The organism is Paenibacillus sp. FSL F4-0122 (genome assembly GCF_038002845.1).
Lineage (GTDB): Bacteria > Bacillota > Bacilli > Paenibacillales > Paenibacillaceae > Paenibacillus_AQ > Paenibacillus_AQ odorifer.
Genome location: NZ_JBBODI010000001.1, coordinates 2,536,275 through 2,556,872, shown reverse-complemented (window position 1 = coordinate 2,556,872; position 20,598 = coordinate 2,536,275). Strand labels below are relative to the sequence as shown.

At 45.5% G+C, this 20,598-nt stretch carries 20 protein-coding genes and 1 riboswitch; of the genes, 5 read left to right on the top strand and 15 right to left on the bottom strand.

What is annotated here, in order from left to right; translation table 11 throughout:
* Positions 1-39 precede the first annotated feature (39 nt).
* The 10 genes from MHH49_RS10945 to MHH49_RS10900 all read right to left on the bottom strand — a co-directional run bounded on the left by MHH49_RS10945 (position 40) and on the right by MHH49_RS10900 (position 10,837).
* A complete protein-coding gene (locus MHH49_RS10945; RefSeq protein WP_036682191.1) occupies positions 40-1,242 on the bottom strand; it encodes a glutathionylspermidine synthase family protein in 1,203 nt (400 codons plus the stop codon).
* Positions 1,239-1,928 carry a hypothetical protein gene (locus MHH49_RS10940; protein ID WP_036682194.1) on the bottom strand — a complete coding sequence of 230 codons (690 nt, stop codon included), beginning with the start codon at positions 1,926-1,928 and terminating at the stop codon, positions 1,239-1,241. Before MHH49_RS10940 ends, MHH49_RS10945 begins: the two co-directional genes overlap by 4 nt.
* Before the next feature lie 28 nt (positions 1,929-1,956).
* Positions 1,957-2,175, bottom strand: a complete 219-nt coding sequence (locus tag MHH49_RS10935; RefSeq protein ID WP_036682196.1) for a hypothetical protein — start codon at positions 2,173-2,175, stop codon at positions 1,957-1,959.
* Between the two features lie 67 nt (positions 2,176-2,242).
* Entirely contained in the window at positions 2,243-3,598 is a 1,356-nt protein-coding gene (locus MHH49_RS10930) for an MFS transporter (RefSeq protein ID WP_341138122.1), read from the bottom strand.
* Between the two features lie 92 nt (positions 3,599-3,690).
* A complete protein-coding gene (locus tag MHH49_RS10925; protein ID WP_341122363.1) occupies positions 3,691-4,725 on the bottom strand; it encodes a CdaR family transcriptional regulator in 1,035 nt (344 codons plus the stop codon).
* Positions 4,726-4,834: 109 nt separating this feature from the next.
* The gene (locus MHH49_RS10920; protein WP_036682201.1) at positions 4,835-5,986 is read right to left on the bottom strand and encodes a glycerate kinase family protein; all 1,152 of its coding nucleotides are present in this window, start codon (positions 5,984-5,986) and stop codon (positions 4,835-4,837) included.
* Between the two features lie 33 nt (positions 5,987-6,019).
* Positions 6,020-7,318 carry a GntP family permease gene (locus MHH49_RS10915; protein ID WP_038573777.1) on the bottom strand — a complete coding sequence of 433 codons (1,299 nt, stop codon included), beginning with the start codon at positions 7,316-7,318 and terminating at the stop codon, positions 6,020-6,022.
* Between the two features lie 211 nt (positions 7,319-7,529).
* Positions 7,530-8,849 (bottom strand): nucleobase:cation symporter-2 family protein, encoded by a 1,320-nt coding sequence (locus MHH49_RS10910; protein WP_036682206.1) that lies wholly within the window; start codon positions 8,847-8,849, stop codon positions 7,530-7,532.
* Positions 8,843-9,457 carry a xanthine phosphoribosyltransferase gene (locus MHH49_RS10905; protein ID WP_036682464.1) on the bottom strand — a complete coding sequence of 205 codons (615 nt, stop codon included), beginning with the start codon at positions 9,455-9,457 and terminating at the stop codon, positions 8,843-8,845. The genes MHH49_RS10910 and MHH49_RS10905 overlap by 7 nt, the downstream gene beginning before the upstream one ends.
* A gap of 168 nt (positions 9,458-9,625) precedes the next feature.
* Positions 9,626-9,729: riboswitch (purine riboswitch) on the bottom strand.
* A gap of 160 nt (positions 9,730-9,889) precedes the next feature.
* Positions 9,890-10,837, bottom strand: a complete 948-nt coding sequence (locus MHH49_RS10900) for a sugar-binding transcriptional regulator (RefSeq protein WP_038573779.1) — start codon at positions 10,835-10,837, stop codon at positions 9,890-9,892.
* A 199-nt stretch (positions 10,838-11,036) separates the two neighbouring features.
* Here MHH49_RS10900 and MHH49_RS10895 point away from each other — a divergent pair, with 199 nt between their 5' ends.
* The 4 genes from MHH49_RS10895 (at position 11,037) to MHH49_RS10880 (ending at position 14,996) form a co-directional block, all read left to right on the top strand.
* Complete coding sequence (locus MHH49_RS10895; RefSeq protein ID WP_038573781.1) at positions 11,037-12,005, top strand: Gfo/Idh/MocA family protein; 969 nt, start codon at positions 11,037-11,039, stop codon at positions 12,003-12,005.
* 128 nt (positions 12,006-12,133) lie between these two features.
* Complete coding sequence (locus MHH49_RS10890) at positions 12,134-12,676, top strand: hypothetical protein (RefSeq protein WP_038573783.1); 543 nt, start codon at positions 12,134-12,136, stop codon at positions 12,674-12,676.
* A 210-nt stretch (positions 12,677-12,886) separates the two neighbouring features.
* Complete coding sequence (locus tag MHH49_RS10885) at positions 12,887-14,095, top strand: MFS transporter (protein ID WP_038573785.1); 1,209 nt, start codon at positions 12,887-12,889, stop codon at positions 14,093-14,095.
* Positions 14,096-14,153: 58 nt separating this feature from the next.
* Positions 14,154-14,996, top strand: a complete 843-nt coding sequence (locus MHH49_RS10880) for an aldo/keto reductase (protein ID WP_038573786.1) — start codon at positions 14,154-14,156, stop codon at positions 14,994-14,996.
* Between the two features lie 4 nt (positions 14,997-15,000).
* On the opposite strand, the gene MHH49_RS10875 is transcribed toward MHH49_RS10880, so the two are convergent.
* From MHH49_RS10875 to rlmN, 4 genes are all read right to left on the bottom strand, one after another.
* Positions 15,001-15,930, bottom strand: a complete 930-nt coding sequence (locus MHH49_RS10875; RefSeq protein ID WP_038573789.1) for an AEC family transporter — start codon at positions 15,928-15,930, stop codon at positions 15,001-15,003.
* Positions 15,931-16,087: 157 nt separating this feature from the next.
* Positions 16,088-16,567 carry a transcription elongation factor GreA gene (gene greA / locus MHH49_RS10870; protein ID WP_036682220.1) on the bottom strand — a complete coding sequence of 160 codons (480 nt, stop codon included), beginning with the start codon at positions 16,565-16,567 and terminating at the stop codon, positions 16,088-16,090.
* Positions 16,568-16,676: 109 nt separating this feature from the next.
* Positions 16,677-16,964, bottom strand: a complete 288-nt coding sequence (locus MHH49_RS10865; protein WP_036682221.1) for a DUF6509 family protein — start codon at positions 16,962-16,964, stop codon at positions 16,677-16,679.
* Positions 16,965-17,043: 79 nt separating this feature from the next.
* Positions 17,044-18,114 (bottom strand): 23S rRNA (adenine(2503)-C(2))-methyltransferase RlmN, encoded by a 1,071-nt coding sequence (rlmN, locus tag MHH49_RS10860; protein WP_036682223.1) that lies wholly within the window; start codon positions 18,112-18,114, stop codon positions 17,044-17,046.
* A gap of 155 nt (positions 18,115-18,269) precedes the next feature.
* Here rlmN and MHH49_RS10855 point away from each other — a divergent pair, with 155 nt between their 5' ends.
* A complete protein-coding gene (locus MHH49_RS10855; RefSeq protein ID WP_326046176.1) occupies positions 18,270-19,328 on the top strand; it encodes an endonuclease/exonuclease/phosphatase family protein in 1,059 nt (352 codons plus the stop codon).
* 16 nt (positions 19,329-19,344) lie between these two features.
* Here the strand turns inward: MHH49_RS10855 and MHH49_RS10850 are convergent, their stop codons facing one another.
* Complete coding sequence (locus tag MHH49_RS10850; protein ID WP_036682226.1) at positions 19,345-20,598, bottom strand: polysaccharide deacetylase family protein; 1,254 nt, start codon at positions 20,596-20,598, stop codon at positions 19,345-19,347.

The following is a 20,598-nucleotide window of genomic DNA, read 5'->3' as shown; positions in this document are numbered from 1 at the left end:
TCTAGTAGACGACTTGTTTATAGCCTTACTTTTATCCAACTATCTCACTCCCAACGCGATAAAATGACTGGCATTGCCCGTAATCAGTCCGCCAGCCCGGCCGAGCAGCCCACACGGCTTCCCATTAATGACGAACATGCCTGTCAGTAGGTGGAATTCACCTTCGGCGGTGTGTATTCGGGCTAGTTCAGCTCTTTTTTGATATACAGAGGGAAAAAGCTGACTGCTATCATAACCCTCTTCGTCCTCAATTTCCAGAGTTCCACTATCGTCAAAGAGACGTACAGAACCGCCTTCGCGGCCAAATACAGATTTGGACACAAAGCTGCCAGAGAACACAGGCTTATTATAAGTCGGCAAAATATAACGTGAGATCGCCTCACGCTCTTCATTGTCAAATAATAAGCCAAGCTCATACATTCCCCACACAGCTGCAATCAATCCCTTAGACTGCAACAGGATACTGTGAGGTCCATTAAAAAGCTGAAGATTTCCCTGCTCAACGGCATAGGCAAGTGCATCTCCACCTTCGTCGACGGCCATCCACTCTTTAGGATATAGAGCAAACATCCGCTGTATCACCCGGTCCTCCCCATCCTTCAGAATGCCCTCATCGACCCACAGGTCGAGGCAATCCACACACTGAATAGTAAGTCCGCTATGTCTGACCAAGGCTTCAATCGTACCTGAATCTTCAAGATGGGACCCATAAGCAACACAAGCTGCGGTATCTGGACGTTCTATCTGCCATGCTGCGGCAAGTTGTTCCTTCATCGCATGATTTGGACTAGCCACACCCGCCTGTTCACAGATCCAAGGTGTTGCTATGGAAGCCTCCACATAACCTGTAGGTGTATCGGCATTCAGTTCCAGAAGCTTGATGGTTCCATCATGAGCTATCGCAAAATCAAACCTTGCATACCGGCTGATTAAGCCTTCTTCCGGAATAGGAGACCCATCAAGCATCTCCCAAAGAACAGGGGGAATGCCCAGTAGCTCATACAAATCGCGTTTTAGATGTATATACCGAACCGCCTTATCGAGGATAGCCCAAAGCTTTGCGGAGGCTTCCTCAAGCTCCTTGTAAATGTCGCTGCGCATCACAGCTATTGCATCCATCCAATACTCTTCTTCCTCTAGATCTGCCCAAGTGAACCCAAGCTCATACAGCGCTTGTACCCGTGGGCCCCGCTCCAGATCAGACAAATCCAGGATCTCAAACACGCTCTGCTGATCACTCATCCGCCGAAACCACTCTTGCTTGAACCTGATCTCGATGAAGATTTCGAGCCTGAGCTTGATTTAGAGTTCTTCGAAGAGTTTAAGCCACTGGAAGTGCCCCCGATTCCGGTCTTCGAAGAGGAACCCCTTCTCGTGATGGAACCCGTGGATGAGGTTGAGGTTTTAGGTTTCACTACAGAACCGGGCACCTTTTTATTCTGAAACTTTTCGCTGCTATAAGTAGGTGGTTTATAAGTGGTTCTCGTGCCTCCATAATAGGTAGGACGGTCCTTAGCCCATCCTCTGGAAGAGTAATTGGCACCGCTGTTAAACAACATATGATACAGAAGCAAATCCGTCCAGCCAAAACCTGAATGATAACCGCCATAGTTATTCACTACAGTTGTCCCGTTTGAAGTTACTACGCCTTGGCCTTGCTCCTCTACCTCTTTCGTACCTTCTTCGGGATAGGGAATATTCCAATCCACATTTTTATCAAAATAAGCTTTAACCTCTTCATTAGACCAAGAGACTAGCTGTGGTTCGCCCGCAGAAGTATTCGCGCTAGCCCCCGCTCCGCCAGGAATAAACATAGCATTCGCTAATAAGGCTATGCCTAGCGATGTTGATAATACACGGATGGGTTTGCCATCGGCGGTAAATAATTTTGATGCAGGCAATTCCTTATCCCTTTCTTCTTTAGCCATCGTAAGGTTCTCCTTCCCTGATGATCTTCTATCCCTCAGTGTGCATCGGAACAAGCAAAAGCTCCAGCTTGCCTTCATCCACATTCAGCCGTCCTTCAACCGCTTCATATTCCTTACTGCCCACCACTATATAATTGACATGTTCAAGTGCAGTTATCATATTCATGCTCCACGTACGCTCTTCAATTACTCGTAGATCACCCTCTGGCATTTTTTCGATTAAAACTACACTCATCCCGTTATCCATTATTACCATTCCTTCCTTATATCTGCTATAGCATCTGATACGTTTTTATCACCTTTTCGTTTCAGTTCTAAGCTTGTATAGATTGCCCAGTATTACTTTTGGAATGAGAACGTCTGTATAAAAGGAGAACTCCTAACGAACACAAGCTGACAAGAAGCAACAGTCCGTATACATGCTCATATGCTTTTGCCGGCGCAAGATCACGCTGAGCATGCAGCAACAGCCCACAGACCGCAACAGATACAGAACCTCCAAAGAACTGAATCAGTTGTAAAAGCCCCATACCTGAACCAATCCAAGTTCGCGGAAGAACCCGAGAAGCTTCATTATTTAAGGATGCCATTGTCGCCGAGAAGGCAGGAGAGAAGCAAAGATAACCAAGCAGAAGAACTACAGGAGATACAGAAAGGTTCAGCGCAAATGCAGCCATAACAGCGGCAAGGATACAATGTCCTATGATTAAGAAGCGCAAGTTGCCATACCGGTCAATAAAACGTCCAACAAAACGGGTAAGAAATGCGGATAATAACGCACCAGGTGCGATAAACAAACCAATCATCAACGCGGATTTACCAAACAGATTAGCGAGCACAAGCGGCATCAGGAACAAATTCCCCAAGTTCAGCACCAGAATACAAAAGCCTATGGTAACTAGCTTCAAGTATCCCGGCATTTTTAGCAACTGCGGGTTAATAAAGGATTCCTTCGCCTTCTTCAAATACCAAGCGTGCACGATAATAGATACTATGCCCACTGCTAACCATACCAGAGATTGGGTAGTTACGGCTACCAGCAGACTTGCCGCATTTACAACGGTCAACGCCGCCCCAATAACATCAAAGCCTGCAGGCTGAGGCTGTTCCTTAGGTAATAACCGCAGCAGCACTGGCAATACAACAAGCACAAGGCAAGTAATTCCGAATAACCCATTCCAGCCAAAATACTGACTGATGACGCCACCGAAAATAGGGCCCAACCCAAAGGCCATTGCACTCCCTGCGGAGATCATGGCGATAGCCGCACCACGTCTTTCAATAGGTACATAACGGCTGGCCAGTACGAGACCCAATCCAGCCATCGCACCCGCGCCGGCAGATTGTACTATTCTCGTTATCAATAATGTATTAAAGTCATGCGCAAATAATCCAAACACTGAGGCTAACCCAAGAGTAATTAAGCCAACGGTCAAAAGTCTCCGAATCGGCACCACGTCTGATAAGCGGCTATAAATAACCGTCGATAAAGCATATCCAATCGAATAGCTCGAAATTACCCATGAACCTAGATCAGCAGAAATTTGGAGATCCTGAATAATGGTTGGAAGTGATACATTAAACATCGTTGTGTTCATCACTACGATAAAAAGGCACATGGTCCATAATGGCATGACTACTTTATCATTCATTACTACTTTATCATTCATTCCTATCCATCCCTGTCCTAATTTATCTATACAAGCTTATCTAAGTTTATGCCTATAAAATCAGGATGGCAATTGGAATAGGGGGATTTAAATTACTTCCGCCACATCAATCCGCACAACAATTCAAACAACTCCATGTAGTTACGTGGATTTTTGCCCGTCAATGTATGAATGCGATTAAGCCGGTAGTTCAGTGTATTTCGGTGAATATTCAGCTTCTGTACAGTACGATTATGGTCCCCATTCTCAGCAATAAATACTTGCAGCGTTTCAATCAGGCCTGTCTTATCGCCCGACTGATCCAGCAGAGCATAAATCGTTCCGGGCCGTTCAGCACCGTCATAAGAGAGATGAATCAAGAATTTTAGTTCCTCATAAGTGTACAGTTTCTTGAGCGGGTCGACTCTGCTGCCAACACTAATCGCCGCCTGGGCCTGTTCAAGTGAATAAGCAGCTAACTCCGCCGCTTCGCCAGAACCTATTCGCCCCACATTCGTACATGAATTTAGTTTTCCTATAAGCTCTTTATAAAGAAAAGCATCCGTTATGAAAAAAACCGCCTTATCATTCTCCAAATTCCAATAATGTGGATAAGACCTAAATACATTTTTGAATTCTTTTCCGTTCACATCACCTTCCACAAGGATCGCCCAGCATTTTTTCTTAAGGTCAAGCCCATAGCTGCCCGCCCGTTCCAGAAACTCAAGATCATATGCTTCTTTACGATAAGACAATTCATGATAAAATTTCACACGTTTTACTCGCTCATCCTGTTCCAGCTTGTTCCTTGCTTCCTGCTCAATAAGTAATATAGTAGTGACTCTGACCAGCTTACTAAACGGCCTAACCTCATCTGGATGTCCCGTAATACCTACCACACCCAAAACTTTATGATCTATAATAATGGGTTCATTCACCCCCGGCTTCATGCCGCTGCCATCCTCGTACACTTCAAAGACATGCCCACTTTGAATAGCTATTCTCGCTCCCTCATGTAAGGTTCCGACCCGTTTCAGATCTCCGCTCCCCACAATAAACCCGCTCTCATCCATAACATTAATGTTATAAGGAACTACGCTCATCATTTCTTGTGCTATTTGTCCTGCGAGTGATTTCGATATCTTCATGTCTGTACCTCCTGTTCCTTTATATTCTACTCAGAAAGCTTCTACCTTAAAAAAGAAAAAAGGGGCTGACTCCGTTCAGTCAGCCCCTCTATCACTTTGTATAATTCAATCAGCTTCCTTGGTTCAGCATGACTAACCTAGCCACATTCTCAGCCGTTCTTTCCAGATTCTCTTGCCCTTTATTCAAGGCATCCTCCAATGAAGCTGCACCTGGCATGATGCCAAAAATAGCATCGATCCCTTTATCATACAGCACTTCCGTCTGATCGCCGATCCGTCCCGCGAAGGCCAGTACGGGTTTATTATATTTCTTAGCTACCTCAGCAACGCCAAGCGGGGTCTTGCCATATTGGGTCTGGAAATCGATGCTTCCTTCCCCGGTCCACACCATGTCCGCCTGCTGCACCTTTTCTTCAAGTCCAGTATAGTCGATCACAAGCTCAATGCCCTTTTTTAATATTCCGTTTAAGAACACTACCAGTCCTGCCCCAAGTCCACCCGCTGCACCAGCACCAGGCATATCTATAATATCGAAACCCAGTTGCTCTTTGATGACACTCGCATAATGATGCAGATTGCTGTCCAGCTGTTTGATCATATCCGACGTAGCCCCTTTTTGCGGACCAAATACATTGGAAGCTCCGGTCAACCCACATAATGGATTCGTAACGTCGCAGGCCACTTCAACCTGTACATCCTTCAGGCGAGGGTCAAATCCACTCAGATCAACACGGGCTAATCTGCCAAGCTGACCACCACCAAATAACAGCTCATTGCCTTCGGCATCCAGCAGCCTGCCGCCTAATGCCTGCACCATCCCGGCGCCTCCGTCATTGGTGGCACTGCCACCGATGCCAATCAGCAGCTTGCTGACCCCACGATCCAGACATGCTTTGATTAATTGTCCTGTCCCGTAGGTGGTTGTAATCAATGGGTTACGTGTCTCAGGGGATACCAGCTGAATACCACTCGCACTAGCCATTTCCAGCACCCCTGTCAGCCCGTCTCCTGTGATTCCGTAGGATGCGCTAACTTCATTGCCCAGTGGCCCTTTAACTTTTGTTATATATACTGTACCTTCCGTTGCATCGACCAAGGACTGCATCGTTCCTTCGCCGCCATCTGCCATGGGTACATGAATACAAGTAATATTAGAATTTACTTTATGAATGCCTTTTTCCATGGCTTCACAAGCTTCTTTGGCTGTCATGCTTTCCTTGAAAGAATCCGGTGCCAATACGATGACAAAGTCTTTATTCATAGAATATCCGTCCCTTCTAGTTGCAAATATAAATTATAGGATGAAGCCGTATAATATAGTGGCGACGATAGCCATCGTCAGACCCACGAGACTTTCATAAGGAATCAGTGACATCCGGTCCTTAATGTTCATCTTAACGGAATCTGCGGTCACGTGGAAGAAGTTACCGTGTGGCAGATGGTCAATAACTGTAGCCCCGGTGTGCACCATAATTGCTGCATTTAGCGGCGCTGTGCCCATCGAAAGAATAGCGGGACCAAATGATCCGGCAGCCACGATAGAAGCCGTAGAGGTTGATGCTGTAGCAGCCGCCATCAGGATCCCTGCAATTGGAGCAAGGAACGTTCCGGAAATCCCCATAGCCGTTATTGCATCTACAACAGTAGCGCTCAGATCCGATTTCGAGATAATACCAGCGATAGCACCAGCACCAATCAGGATAATGGCTGTACCTGTCATTTTATTTAACCCTGAGGTTGTAAAAGAAATGATGTTCTTCGTTTGTTTCATAGCAATCAATCCAATAATGCCGGCAAGAGGCAAGATGATCATAGAATCGACTTTAAATGATTTCAGCAATTCGATATTTAGAATATTTCCGATTGGGTTAATGGCTAGAAGCAAAATAGCGACAACTGGAGCGACGATAGCACGGCCAAAGCTAGGTTTAACCTTAGTGCTGTCTTCCTCTTTAGTTACAACGTCGCCCTCTGCAATTTTTACACCTTTGTTGACCAACAGATTAGCAATAATAACAGTGACAATCAGACCCGCAACGGCTGGGATGAATCCATGAATCATGACCTGAGCCAAATCTACATCAAAGCCTTTAGCTACGGCAATGGTGTTCGGGTTCGGTGAAATAATGTTACCGGCTTTACCGCCACCGACCAGTGCGAGCAGCAAAGCGGTTTTGGAAATGCCGATCTTCTTACCTACGGACAAAGCGATTGGAGCGACAATAATGATAGCGACTGTGATGAATACGCCCACTGCTGTAATTATCATAGTAGCCAGCGCTATAGATAATAAGGCTTTCTTTTCACCAAGCTTATCTACTATGGTCTCGGCCATTCGTTCGGCTGCCCCAGATTCAATCAATACCCCCGCCAGCACACCTGCCGCGAGTACACGTACAACTGCACCCATAACGCTATTCGTTCCGTCGATGATATATTGTACTGTCTCTGCAATGGATGCCCCGCCTAATATTCCTCCGGCAATCGCGCCTAAAAAGAGTGCGTAGACCGGGTTAACCTTTTTGAAAATCAATACGACGGCCAGAATCAATCCCGCAATCGCGCCCATCCAGTTAATTACTGTGCCTTCCATCTCTAGTTGCCCCCTAGTATAAGAATTTGACACTATACAGTGTGTAATTTGATAACGCTTTCTAAACTGAGTATACTGCGCTTACAAACCCAATAATATTGACGGGACAACCTATTTTTTTGTGCATATGCACAAGCACTGAGCATGAGAAAAAGACCAAGCTTAGGTTTCAGCACACCAGAGCTTGGTCTTTTAACATGAATTAAACGTATTATGAGACTTGTGTTTCTTTCGTTAGAACAGGGGCAGCAGGATCTTCTGCCAGAACATTATCCTTTGTCTTCGAGAGGAAGATATTCAGCACAATCGCTGTAAGGGAACCGGATACGATACCGTTTTGCAGCAGCATCCGGGCGAATTCAGGCAATTGATCGAACATCGCAGGTACAGTTGCCGAACCCAAACCAACAGCGATACTACAAGCGGCAATCAGCAGATTACCATCCTTACGCAGATCTACCTCTGACAGAATCGACATCCCGGAAACAGCAACCGATCCGAACATCACGATCATCGCTCCACCCAGTACGGCATTGGGAATAACCGTTGTCAGAGCCGCCAATTTAGGCAGTAATCCAAGCACAACCATAATCCCGCCGGCTGCAAAAATAACATTACGAGTTTTGACCCGAGTTAGCGAGACCAATCCTACATTTTGCGAAAATGCTGTGTACGGAAATGCATTAAAGATCCCGCCCAGCATAATCGCCAAACCTTCCGAACGCAGCCCGTTTACGATCTGCTTTTGTTCCACTTTCTGATCCGTTACTTTACCAATCGCAAAGTAAACACCTGTGGACTCCACCATACTAACAATATTAACAATGATCATAGTGAAAATAGCCGTAAGATTGAACTGAGGCCATCCGAAGTAGAAAGGCTGTGCAACACTTACCCAAGAGGCTTCACCTACTGTAGAGAAACTAACAATGCCCATTCCATAAGCAATAATTGTACCCACTAAAAGACCTATCAAGACAGAGACCGAGCGAAGAAATCCTGTAGTAAAACGGTTAACCGCTAAAATGACCAGCAGCGTGATCAGTGCAAGCAACAAATTGCGGGGATTCCCAAAATCAGCGCTGCCTTCTCCGCCAGCTACGCTATTCATAGCTACAGGAATAAGAGATAACCCAATAATGGTCACGACTGAGCCCGTTACTATCGTTGGGAAGAACCTCAGCAGCTTCCCGTAAAGCGGGGCCGCCAGTACCACGAATAGACCAGATAAAATAATTGCTCCGTACACCGTTGCCAAATTGTTGGCACTGCCGATAGCGATAATCGGCCCTACTGCCGTAAAGGTACATCCAAGAATAACCGGCAGCCTGCTGCCAAAATACTTAGTGCCCATAATCTGCAGCAAAGTAGCTAACCCGCAAGTAAACAAATCAGCTGCGATAAGATAGGCCATTTGGGTGGCATTCAGGTTCAGCGCGTTCCCTACGATCAGCGGAACAACAACTGCTCCGGCATACATCGCCAGTACATGCTGAAATCCTAACGCAAATACTTTTTTCTTGCTTAACATCTCGCACTCTCCTTGATTGGCTCTTTTGAACTTTCATTATCAATGAAGTGAATTTCACCTGGTGACATAGATGTGATCCGGGCTAAAGCATGGACTTCTATCCCTCTATCCTCGAGTAGACTCCGGCCTTCTTGGAAGCATTTTTCAATCACACAACCAACGCCAAGGAGCTCAGCGCCAGCCTCTTGCACGATATCAACCAGTCCAACAAGAGCAGCACCAGTAGCCAAAAAGTCATCTACAATAAGCACCTTATCGCTTGGTCCGATATATTTTTGCGAGACACTAACCATATAATCCTCTTTGCGTGTAAAAGAATGTACCGGCGCGGAATAGACCGCTTCAGATAAGGTCACTGCTTTCTTTTTCTTCGCATATACAAACGGTACGCCTAAGGCGATGGCCGTAGCCATGGCGAATTGAATGCCACTTGCTTCAATAGTGATGATCTTAGTGATAGGCAAATGTCCAAACAACCGCTTGAACTCCTGTCCAATTTGTAAGGCAAGCTCCGTATCCACCTGATGATTCAGAAATGAATCTACCTTTAGTACCGTATCTGATAAAATAAGACCCTCTTGTCTGATGCGCTCTTGAAGTACCTTCATAGTAAACTTGATCTCTCCTTCTGAATTAAAAACAAAAAAAGGACAAATCCCTTGAGTCGTTTCTCTCAAGTGAATTTGTCCTTCTGGGTTTTTGTCCCTTAGTGGTGTAACACTGCATAGTGTCCGCATCGCTCGGTCCAGTCCTTCCATAGTCAGGAAGCGGAACCCTAGATGCGCTATTTCACTCATAGTCGGATAATTACAGTGGTTATCCGGTAGAAACTTATGGGCCATATTCCCAAGATTATATGAGTTGACAAGCAAATATAAGGATAATGTATAATGTGAAACTTATATTTTTATAAATGTTCGATATGAATACCTTGTATATCTTACACGCTCTGTCTGGTGCTTACAAGCAAAATTTTAAGCAATTTGCATGCCATTTTCAGGTTATTTTCACGAAATTCAATTGTTTACATTTAGTAGTTGTTACTCCAATATCTTCTGCGCTGTTTCTTGGGTCGTTACAAGTACATTCATATAACCGCCATTTAGCGCACCACGGATCCCTGTAACCTTCTCAAGTGACTCCGCTACACCAATCGAATACCGAGCTTGCTTGATCTGCTCCAGCTCAATAGTCAGCGTTCGATCCGATATTCCGGTATGCACGGGAATCCCGTTCCCATCATAGAATCGTGAACAGATATCACCAGCGACCTTTCCATTCTCCAGCTCAGCAATCACTGCATCACCATAAAATCCGCGCCACGCCTCTTCCCCTTTCATTTCCGGCGATCCGATGCCGAACACAGCGATATCCAGATGGTCCCACGCCTTGGCAATGGTCTGATAATACTGCGAATTCATCAGTTGATCTCTAGTTTCCTTTTGCTCCGTGATCGCTGGAACATCAATCATTAACGAGCGCGCACCCCATTTCAGGGCAGCTTGATAGCAGATGTTATTTACATGGTACCCGCTCTCCATCTTTCCTGATGGGCCGCCAACCGTAGGTACACAGGTTACAAAAGGTCTCTGGGCTTGTGTTAGGCTTTCTACAACGCTAGCTAAGCTGCTTCCCCAAGAAAACCCAATCGTATCTTTCGGGAGAAGCACTTGCTCGAGCCATCTCGCACAGGCTTGTCCTATAGCTTTGCGTTTTATCGTACTGGACTGTGCAGGATCTACCTCCACAACAATGGCTTCCCGTAGCCCGAACCGCTCCTTCAGCTCCTGCTCCAATGTAAAATGATCGCCAGTATCGTAATTAATAGTTATTGTAACGATACCTTCTTCACGTACCCTCTTTAGCATCCTGCTGATGGTGGTACGATATATACCAAGTTCGCTAGAGATTTCACTCTGCGTTAAATTCTGTTCATAATACATTTGTGCTATTTTAATGAGCAGCTTCTTATCTTCTTTTCGATCCATGTTACAACGCCCCCGCTATATTCAACAGTTTGACGGATTTAGAACCCCCCGCTATACTGTAGACGATTGTTTTGCACATTTATTATTATATTGCACAAATGTGCTTAATATCAAAACTTTTATGGAGATGAATGGTTCAGATGGAATCAAGGTTATCTCTAAATAAAAACAAACAATCCAAACAGGTGAGGTGCTGGAAATGAATCCCTTAAAGTGGGCAATTGTAGGTCCGGGAAGTATAGCTGCCGAATTTGCGGCTGCGCTGAATGAAACGGGGGAAACATTGTATGCGGTTGGATCGCGGAGCTTAGAGAAAGCACAACAATTCGCAAATCAATATGGAGCCACGAAAGCTTATGGCAGTTACAGTGAAATGCTGCAGGATCCCGCAATTGATGTAGTGTACATCTCTACGCCACATAGCAATCATTATGAATACATCATTGAAAGCTTACAGAATAACAAACATGTTCTCTGCGAAAAAGCAATCACAGTGAACAGCAAACAACTTCAAGAGGTCACCCTACTTGCCGCTGAAAAGGATCTGGTTGTGGCCGAAGCTATGACCATCTACCATATGCCACTGTATAAAAAACTGCGGCAGCTCATTGAGGATGGCATCATCGGGCGCCTCAAAATGGTGCAGGTCTCCTTTGGCAGCCATAAAGAATATGATGTGAACAACCGTTTCTTCAGCAAAGATCTGGCGGGCGGAGCCCTGCTGGATATTGGGACGTATGCGTTGTCCTTCACAAGATTCTTCCTGTCCAAACAGCCCCATGAGATTCTTACTACGGTAAAACGATTCGAGACAGGAGTGGACGAGCAATCCGGCATTATTCTTAACAATGCTGCAGATGAAATGGCGGTAATCTCCCTTACAATGCGCTCCAAAATGCCTAAACGAGGCGTGGTTGCAGGAGAACTCGGATTTATTACCGTAGACAATTTCCCGCGGGCCAGCAAAGCCACCATTCAATATTTGGATGGCACAGTAGAGACGATTGAGGCTGGAGATACAGCCAAGGCTTTACAATACGAGATTGAAGATATGCGGCGGTATATTGCAGATAAAAGCCATAAAGAGACCCTCGACCTCTCCTTGGATGTCATGGACATTATGAGCAATGTCCGGGAACAATGGGGGATCAAATATAGCTTTGAATAAATAAACCGATTATTAGGCAGCAACTTAGGCAAATGATTGTTTTTCGAGGTGGTCCGCCCGTATTCATCACTTAATCCCCCCATCTGCATTAATGTTAATGAAGTCAAAGTATGGGAGAGTGAATATGGGTGGCCTATAAAAGAGACCGGATCGTTGTCATTATTCAAAAAGGAAAACGGCGCATAATTACAAGGACCCCACTCCACGGAGTGGACAGATTAATCTTTGTCATCAACAATCAATATACGAACGCCCCCAACACTACACAAATTGCAAGCGGTGCAGGACGCAGCAGCGCAAGCGGCAATAATGCCGCCATTGCTTCTCCCTATACACGCCAACAACAAAGTGTCGGCGCAGGCGGTGATGCGACTAACCTAGGCAGTGGGGGCAACAAACGCGGCAAAGCTAAGCCCCTCTTATTATATCCGTATCGCAAAGAAGTTGTGGTCGTTATCAATACCCAGACGGTTAAACTGCCTAAACGGAGCCAGAATGCCTCCGCAACTCAGGTAGCAAGCGGAGGCGGAACGTTCAGCACCGGTGGAACAAACTCCGCTATTGAAAGTCCAGGAACAAGACAGCAACAGGCGGTTGGTGGAGGATCGGGTGGGCACGCCACTAACAAAGGCACAACTAAACGGCGCCACCTCAAACAACGGTCTCGTTAACCCTTTCGGGACTATATAACAAGTATAGCAAAAAGCATGGGCAAACCCGACGAGATCAGGGCGCCCATGCTTTTTTTGGGTTTGGTGAGTTGCGTTACAGGTACTTTTTAGTACCTATAGCACTTTAAAGTACGTACTATACTTAATGGACATATCTCTTCATAATAGCACTTACCGGCCGGTGATTAACACAGCGTAGGAGTGAAAGAAATGTCCTTAGATAAAAGAAGAAGCACCTTGGCGCTCTTAGCTCTAGCCATTAGTGCCTTTGCGATTGGAACCACTGAGTTTATCAGTGTGGGGCTGCTGCCTCTAATCGCCACGGATCTGCATATACCGGTAACCACAGCCGGGTTGACCGTTACTTTATACGCTTTAGGAGTAACTTTTGGCGCACCCATCTTAACGTCGCTAACCACGTCGATATCACGCAAAACATTGCTGCTAAGCATTATGATCGTTTTTATTATCGGCAATAGTCTTGCGGCGGCGGCGGACGGGATTACATTGCTGTTAATCGCGAGAGTGATTTCCGCCCTGGCACATGGCTTGTTCATGTCGATTGCTTCGACCATTGCCGCCGACCTCGTGCCTGAGGATCGTAAGGCCAGTGCCATTGCCATCATGTTCACTGGACTTACAGTAGCTACTGTTACTGGCGTTCCGCTAGGTACGTTCCTTGGCCAACAACTCGGCTGGCGTGCTGCATTTGTTGCTATCATTGCAATCGGGCTTATAGCACTCATCGGCAATCTGATCCTTGTTCCTTCATCCGGGCTGCGCAAAGGTACCCACACACCCCTTCGTGAGCAAGTTAAGCTGGTCACCAATGGGCGTTTACTGCTTGCCTTCGCGATTACAGCTTTGGGCTATGGGGGCACATTTGTAGTCTTTACTTATTTATCGCCCCTTCTGCATGAGATCAGCGGATTCAAAGAGAATACAGTCGCCGTCATCTTGCTTGTCTACGGCATTGCGATTGCCATCGGGAACGTGATTGGAGGTAAAGCCGCCAACCGCAAACCAATGAATGCTCTATTCTATATGTTTGCAGTCCAAGCTGTCGTCTTATTTGTCTTAGCTTTTACCGCACCTTACAAGGTTGCCGCACTGATTACGATCTTCTTTATGGGACTGTTAGCTTTCATGAACGTGCCCGGCTTGCAAGTACATGTTGTTACGCTTGCAGATCGATATGCGCCAAGTGCACGAGATGTAGCTTCTGCATTAAATATTGCTGCTTTTAACGCTGGTATTGCCATTGGTGCGTACCTTGGCGGCATCGTCACAGATCATATGGGACTGATTCATACCACTTGGGTAGGTGCAATCATGGTTCTGTCCGCAGTATTACTGACGGCATGGAGCCGTGCTCTGGAGAAGAAAGATGAGGCTCCTCTCCAGACTAAAGCTGCTTAAACAGCAGTCCATTAACAACCCAAACAAACTTTTAAATATCTTAGGAGGTTACTTTATTATGGCTCAACATCTACAGGATACAACTACATTACACAACGGTGTAAATATGCCTTGGCTAGGGCTTGGCGTATTTAAAGTAGAAGAAGGCGCAGAACTGATACAAGCGATCAAGTCCGCTATTAAACACGGTTACCGCAGCATTGACACTGCCGCAATTTATGAGAATGAAACAGGCGTGGGACAAGCCATCCAAGAGGCTCTGCAAGAGAACAGCTTGTCCAGAGAAGAGCTTTTCGTAACCACAAAGGTCTGGACCGCAGATATGGGCTACGAAGAGACCATCGCCGCCTACGAGACTAGCTTAGCTAAACTCGGACTTAAATACCTGGATTTGTACCTTATTCACTGGCCTGTAAAAGGAAAATATAAAGAGTCTTGGAGAGCGCTTGAAACGTTGTATAAAGAGGGCCGGGTAAAAGCCATTGGGGTCAGCAACTTCCAGATTCACCATCTTGAAGATGTACTGAAGGATGCTGAGATTAAGCCGATGGTCAATCAAGTTGAATTACATCCCTATTTGAATCAGCAAGAGCTGCTCGACTTCTGCAAAGAGCAAGGAATCCAATTAGAAGCTTGGTCTCCGTTAATGCAAGGTCAATTGTTCGATCAGCCTGTACTGAAACAAATTGCTGCCAAACATGACAAATCCGTCGCTCAAGTTATTGTCCGTTGGGACCTGCAACGTGGGATTATCACTATTCCTAAGTCTACTAAAGAACACCGGATCATCGAAAATGTAGACGTGTTTGATTTCAATTTATCTGACGAGGATATGACTCTAATTAACTCTCTCAACCAAGATCAACGGGTAGGTCCAGACCCAGATCATTTTGATTTCTAAGGGCTTACGCACCTTGCACTAACACTATAAGCACCGGCAACACGAGAAACGAAGCAAGCGTCGTCCACAAAATACATTTGGATACCAGCTCCGGTGAGGCATTAAAGCGCTCGGCTAACACTACGGCGTTGACGGCAACTGGCATAGAAGCCAAAATCAGCAGCACAGAGAACAAGGTCCCGGTTATTTGCAGGATCGATAATCCGAGGTAAGCCACTAGCGGCGCTAAGATTAATCGAATCGACATCCCTGTCCAAAAAGTAGACTGGCCCTTGCGTGCGGATGGCATGGTTCTCACTTTAACCATCTGTGCGCCAAGGATCGCCAGTACCACCGGCGAATATCCTCCAGCTACCAAGGCAACCCCTGTAGCCACCTCTGTAGGCAAATGCAGGCCAAAGATGCGGAGAAGAAGGGCCAACAGAGCTGCGTAAATGGCAGGAAGCGAAAAGACCGATTTCACTGCATTTTTTACCGAAAACTGAGATCTTGCTGCAAAATAAACGCCTATCGTATTCACGATAATCATCTGTCCGATCACATATACAGAGGCCTTATCGAGACCAAGCTGTCCGAAAGCTAGCAACACCAGCGGAAGTCCATAATTCACGCTATTCGTAAACGTTGAAATCAAGGTCAGACCGGATACTTCGGATGGATCTAGCTTCAATAATTTGCCCACTATATTCGCAATCGCCCATAAGAAGATTAGATTTAGAAGCGAAAAGGCGAGCGTCCTATAAATATCATTCATGGATATCTCGGCAGTAGCCAATGTATTTAAAATAATTGCCGGCGTTAAAAAGTATAGATAAAGCGTCAATAACGGCTTCGTATCCAGATTCTTAAACCGCCCAAGCAGCGCACCCACGATCACAGGAATGGACAAGGGCACGATGACTTGGTATAACGTCGATAACACACTTTGGATCATGAATAGAACTCCTCTGCTGTAGTTTACTTCAAACTATAAGCGCAACAGCGCAGAACGTCTAAGATATGAAATCAATATACCTCATAGCCAAAACCTATCATGCCAACAAAAAAAGCTCCCAGCCCTTACAAAGGGTTGAGAGCTTTTCGGTATATTGTTACATCATTTTGATCTCAAGCAACTCATATTTAATGATGCCCATCGGTGCATTTACACTAACAATATCGCCGACCTTTTTACCCAGCAATTCCTTGCCTAGCGGGCTTTCATAGGAAATCTTGTTATTAAGAACATCTGCCTCAGCAGCTCCAACAATTCTATATTCGATCTTCTCCGAATATTCGATGTCATTCAGAATAACAATACAACCCATACTAACCTTTGACAGATCCATTTGGCTCTCATCCACGATCTTGGCTTTGGTCAACATTTTCTCCAGAATCATAATACGAGTCTCCATGAACGATTGATCGTCCTTGGCCGAATGGTACTCACTATTTTCCTTCAAGTCTCCATAGCTGATCGCCAATTTAAGCCGTGCCGCCAATTCCTTACGCCCTGCGCCTTTCAATTCCTTCAGCTCTTCCTCTAATTGAGCCAACCCTTCTTTGGTCAAGAACACTTCTTCATTAGACATGTATACAACTCCTATTTAGATAATTTACAGCTTGAACATATAAATGCTTATATTTTAAAAAAATCCCTGCCACAATTGAACATTGGGCAAGGAGGTCAATGCTGCTTAATTATTCTGGCAAATGCTCTTTACAAAAAAGGAGTAACGCTTCTTCCTCGTCCTCTTCCATATCGAAATCGAGCAGTTGACCTGAAGTTGTCTCCTGTAGATCATAACTTACGATGCTGACTTGATCTTCATCCACCTTAATAATCGCTCTAGCGGATACTCCGTTCTCTACATACAGCTCATCATCCTCTGGAACGTCCAGTTGAACGACAAATTCATACCGTTTACCGGTTAGTATACCGAAAGGATCTTTTACATTCTCCACATTGTAGCCCGTAAATGTCAACATAACTCAATCAACCTCTTTTCCTAATACCTGCCACGTCATTGTATCACAAAAAGTAACATATTGTTGTCGAGGTAGTCCATCAAGCCATGGCTTTGGATTTCTTGATTTGTTTGCTTCGCAGCTGTCCGCAGGCAGCATCAATATCCACACCATGCTCCAGACGAGTGCTTACGCTGACACCCTGCTTCTTCAAGGTATCAAAAAAGGCCCGCACCGTCTCCCGCTCGCTTCTTTGATATTGGCTGTGTTCATCCACCGGGTTATAAGGAATCAAATTCACATTGACGAGCGGGCGTCGATCGCCAATCAGCTCGGCCAGTTCAAGCGCATGCTCTCTGCCGTCGTTTACATCCTTCATCAGAATGTATTCCAGCGTAATTCTCCGCTTGGTTTTCTCCAAATAATAATCTATAGACTCCATTAGCTTTTCTATTGGAATGGCCTTGTTAATCTTCATGATCTGCGTCCGCAGTTCATTATTAGGGGCATGCAAAGAAACCGCCAGGTTCACCTGCGTATTCGCATCCGCAAATTCAACGATTTTGTTAGCCAATCCGCTCGTTGATACGGTAATCCCTCTACCCGCAATTGCTAGTCCCTTGTGATCTTTGACAATCGCCAGGAAATCGAGCAGGTTCTTAAAGTTATCGAATGGCTCGCCAATGCCCATCACTACGACGTGACTGACCTTTTGATCCAGGTTCGCCGCATCCAGATGCTGCTGGACCTTCATAATCTGCTCCACAATCTCTCCGCTGGAGAGATCCCGGCTCTTCGCCAACAGCCCACTTGCACAGAAGCTGCAGCCGATATTGCAGCCCACTTGCGTGGTTACACATACAGACAAGCCGTATTTCTGTCTCATAAGCACTGTCTCGATCAGGTTGCCATCCTTTAGGCGGAACAGGAACTTAATCGTTCCATCCGCAGATTCCTGCTTCACATGTTCTTCCAAGGTATGAATGACAAAATTCTGCTCTAATAATTCTACACAATCTTTATTTACATCGAGCATTTCCGAAAAGTCTGTAATCCGCTTCCGATAAAGCCAATCCCAGACCTGCGTAGCCCGAAACTTTTTATGTCCACGTTCTAACAGCCATGCCGCCAGTTGATCAAAAGTTAATCCATAAATGGATTCTATATTCATTCGTTATCCTCTTTTCAAAACGTTAAAGTTCAGACCATCACTACTCATTGTCTCAAATTTTTTTTATTAAAACAAGGGGAGTTATTGGGTAGTGTCGAAGTTTACACCATTAAAGTCTGTTCTATGAACATGTATCTAAGGAGCGATGGAATCATATGGGTTCAACAAGAATAAAAGCAATCAGTCTCACCCTTCTAGCTGCCGTTCTAATCCTTGGTGGTTTTTTAGTGTATATTACCCTCACTGACTACAAACCACAGGAGATTACTACCCTTACTGTAAACAATAATCCGCAGCAAGTACTGAAGCAGGGAGAGTCCTTCTCGGTAACCACCTTTAATATTGGCTACGCCGGGTTGGATAAAGGCCAAGATTTCTTTATGGATGGCGGAACAAAGTCACGCTCAAGCAGTAGGGAACAAACGAAGACAAACCTTGAGGCCGTAGCGTCCCTTATGACAACTACAGACTCGGACCTGTTCATGTTGCAGGAGGTCGACGTCGATTCTTCCCGTAGCAACGGTATAGATGAAGTCTCTTTCTTGTCGAATAAGTTCGCTGATTACAGCAATGTTTTCGCGACCAACTACAAGGTACCTTGGGTACCGCTTCCAGTTCTTGATCCGATGGGCTCGGTGAACAGCGGTTTATTAACTTTATCCCGTTTTAACAGCACAAGTAATATTAGATATGATCTCCCGGGCAAAGAAACCTGGCCTCGCCAACAGTTTGATCTCGATCGTGCTTTTGTGGAGAGCAGATTGCCCGTTGATAACGGAAAAGAACTGATTCTGATCAATCTTCATTTATCAGCTTTTGACCAAGGCGGAACGATTCGTAAACAGCAGTTGGAGTATTTATCGGCTTATATCAAGAAGGAGAATAACAAAGGGAATTACCTCATCTTAGGGGGAGATTGGAACCATTCCCTTCCGGGTACAGCTCCTGATGCTTTCGAGACAACGCAGGATTGGCCGCAATGGCTGCAAGAATTCCCTGAACATTTTCAACAGGGCTTTCAGTGGGCTGTAGATGCCAAGGTACCCTCCGTCCGGACGCTCGATGTTGCCTATACAGAAGGTGTGAATTTCCGCGCAGTGATTGATGGCTTTCTAGTCTCACCAAACATCAGCATAAGCGGCGTACAGGGTCATGAGTTATCCTTCGAACACAGTGATCACAACCCTGTAACAGCCACTTTTATTCTGCAATAACATGGATTCTCTGATTCTATTTAAACACAACAAATTTCAGGTTTTTCTCTTGGAAATACTTAATGATAGCAGGCAAAGCTTCTACAGTAATCTTCTTTTCGTGAAATAGATAGACTCCGCCGGACGGATCGGCATGATGAACATATTGAAGAATATCCTCTGGGTTCTTGACGTTCCAATCCTCGGGATCACGATTCCACAATAATACCTTCATCTGCTGTTCCGTCACCTTGGCGGTTAACTTGTCATTGATCGCCCCATATGGCGGCCGAAAAATAGTAATCGGCGATTGTGTAATTTGCTCCAGCGCCTGATTAGTCTTCGCCAAGTTATTCCGGTTCTCCTCAACGCTATTAGCAGTCATTTTGCTATGATCCCACGAATGACTCCCAACCGACATCTTATGCTCATTAGCATACCTAACGGCTTCCGCATTATGAGCTACCTTATTCCCAATGAATAAAAAGGTGGCAGCCACCTTATGTTCTACTAGAATATCTACGATCTCTTTCGTATACTTTGACGGTCCATCATCAAATGACAAGGCAACGTAACCCTTTGGCAAGCTATACAAAAATTCATTCTCGGGTAATTCATACTTCTCGTACGGCAATGTCTGTTCCTGAGGAGGGGCCGAAGGTTCTGGTGTAGGCTCGGCTTGCTGGTTATGAACCGATATCGTCTGCGCAAGGGTAACGAACGGCACCGAAAGTAATGGCTCAGAGTCGGCCCCTAATACGGGTTCCTCCAGCGCTTCAGCACTATCTACGAGTTGTCCATCCATTCGCAGAGGTAACACAAATATCAAACAAGCGAACATGAGACACAGCAGTGCAACCAGTCCAATTCGTTTGGTCTTCTTTCTGCTTATCCTATGCCCTGGTTCTGTAGAGGGAAGCATGGTCTGAACTACCCTCTCCTCTTCTGCTTGAGGATAGTCCTGCTGCTTTAATTGAAGAAGTTGGTTTACATAATTTTCAGAACAGGCAAAATACAATGTTTCGCTGTAAGCTCTGTTCATTATAATCAGCGTGCTGTAGTAACTATTCCGAAACGGATCCCACTTCGGATACAGCGACAATCTCATTCTCCCTCCGGAAAAGGGACCTAGCGCCTTCAATTGTTCGTATGTAAATTCATCTATGGTGAGCTTGCTTCTTGCGTACCCAACATTACGGGTTAGACCTACCTCAATCTGATAACCGGCCTGTTCATGCTCAAGCGACAGTAACTCAATCATTAGAATGGTGTCCGGTTCCTTAGATGCCAT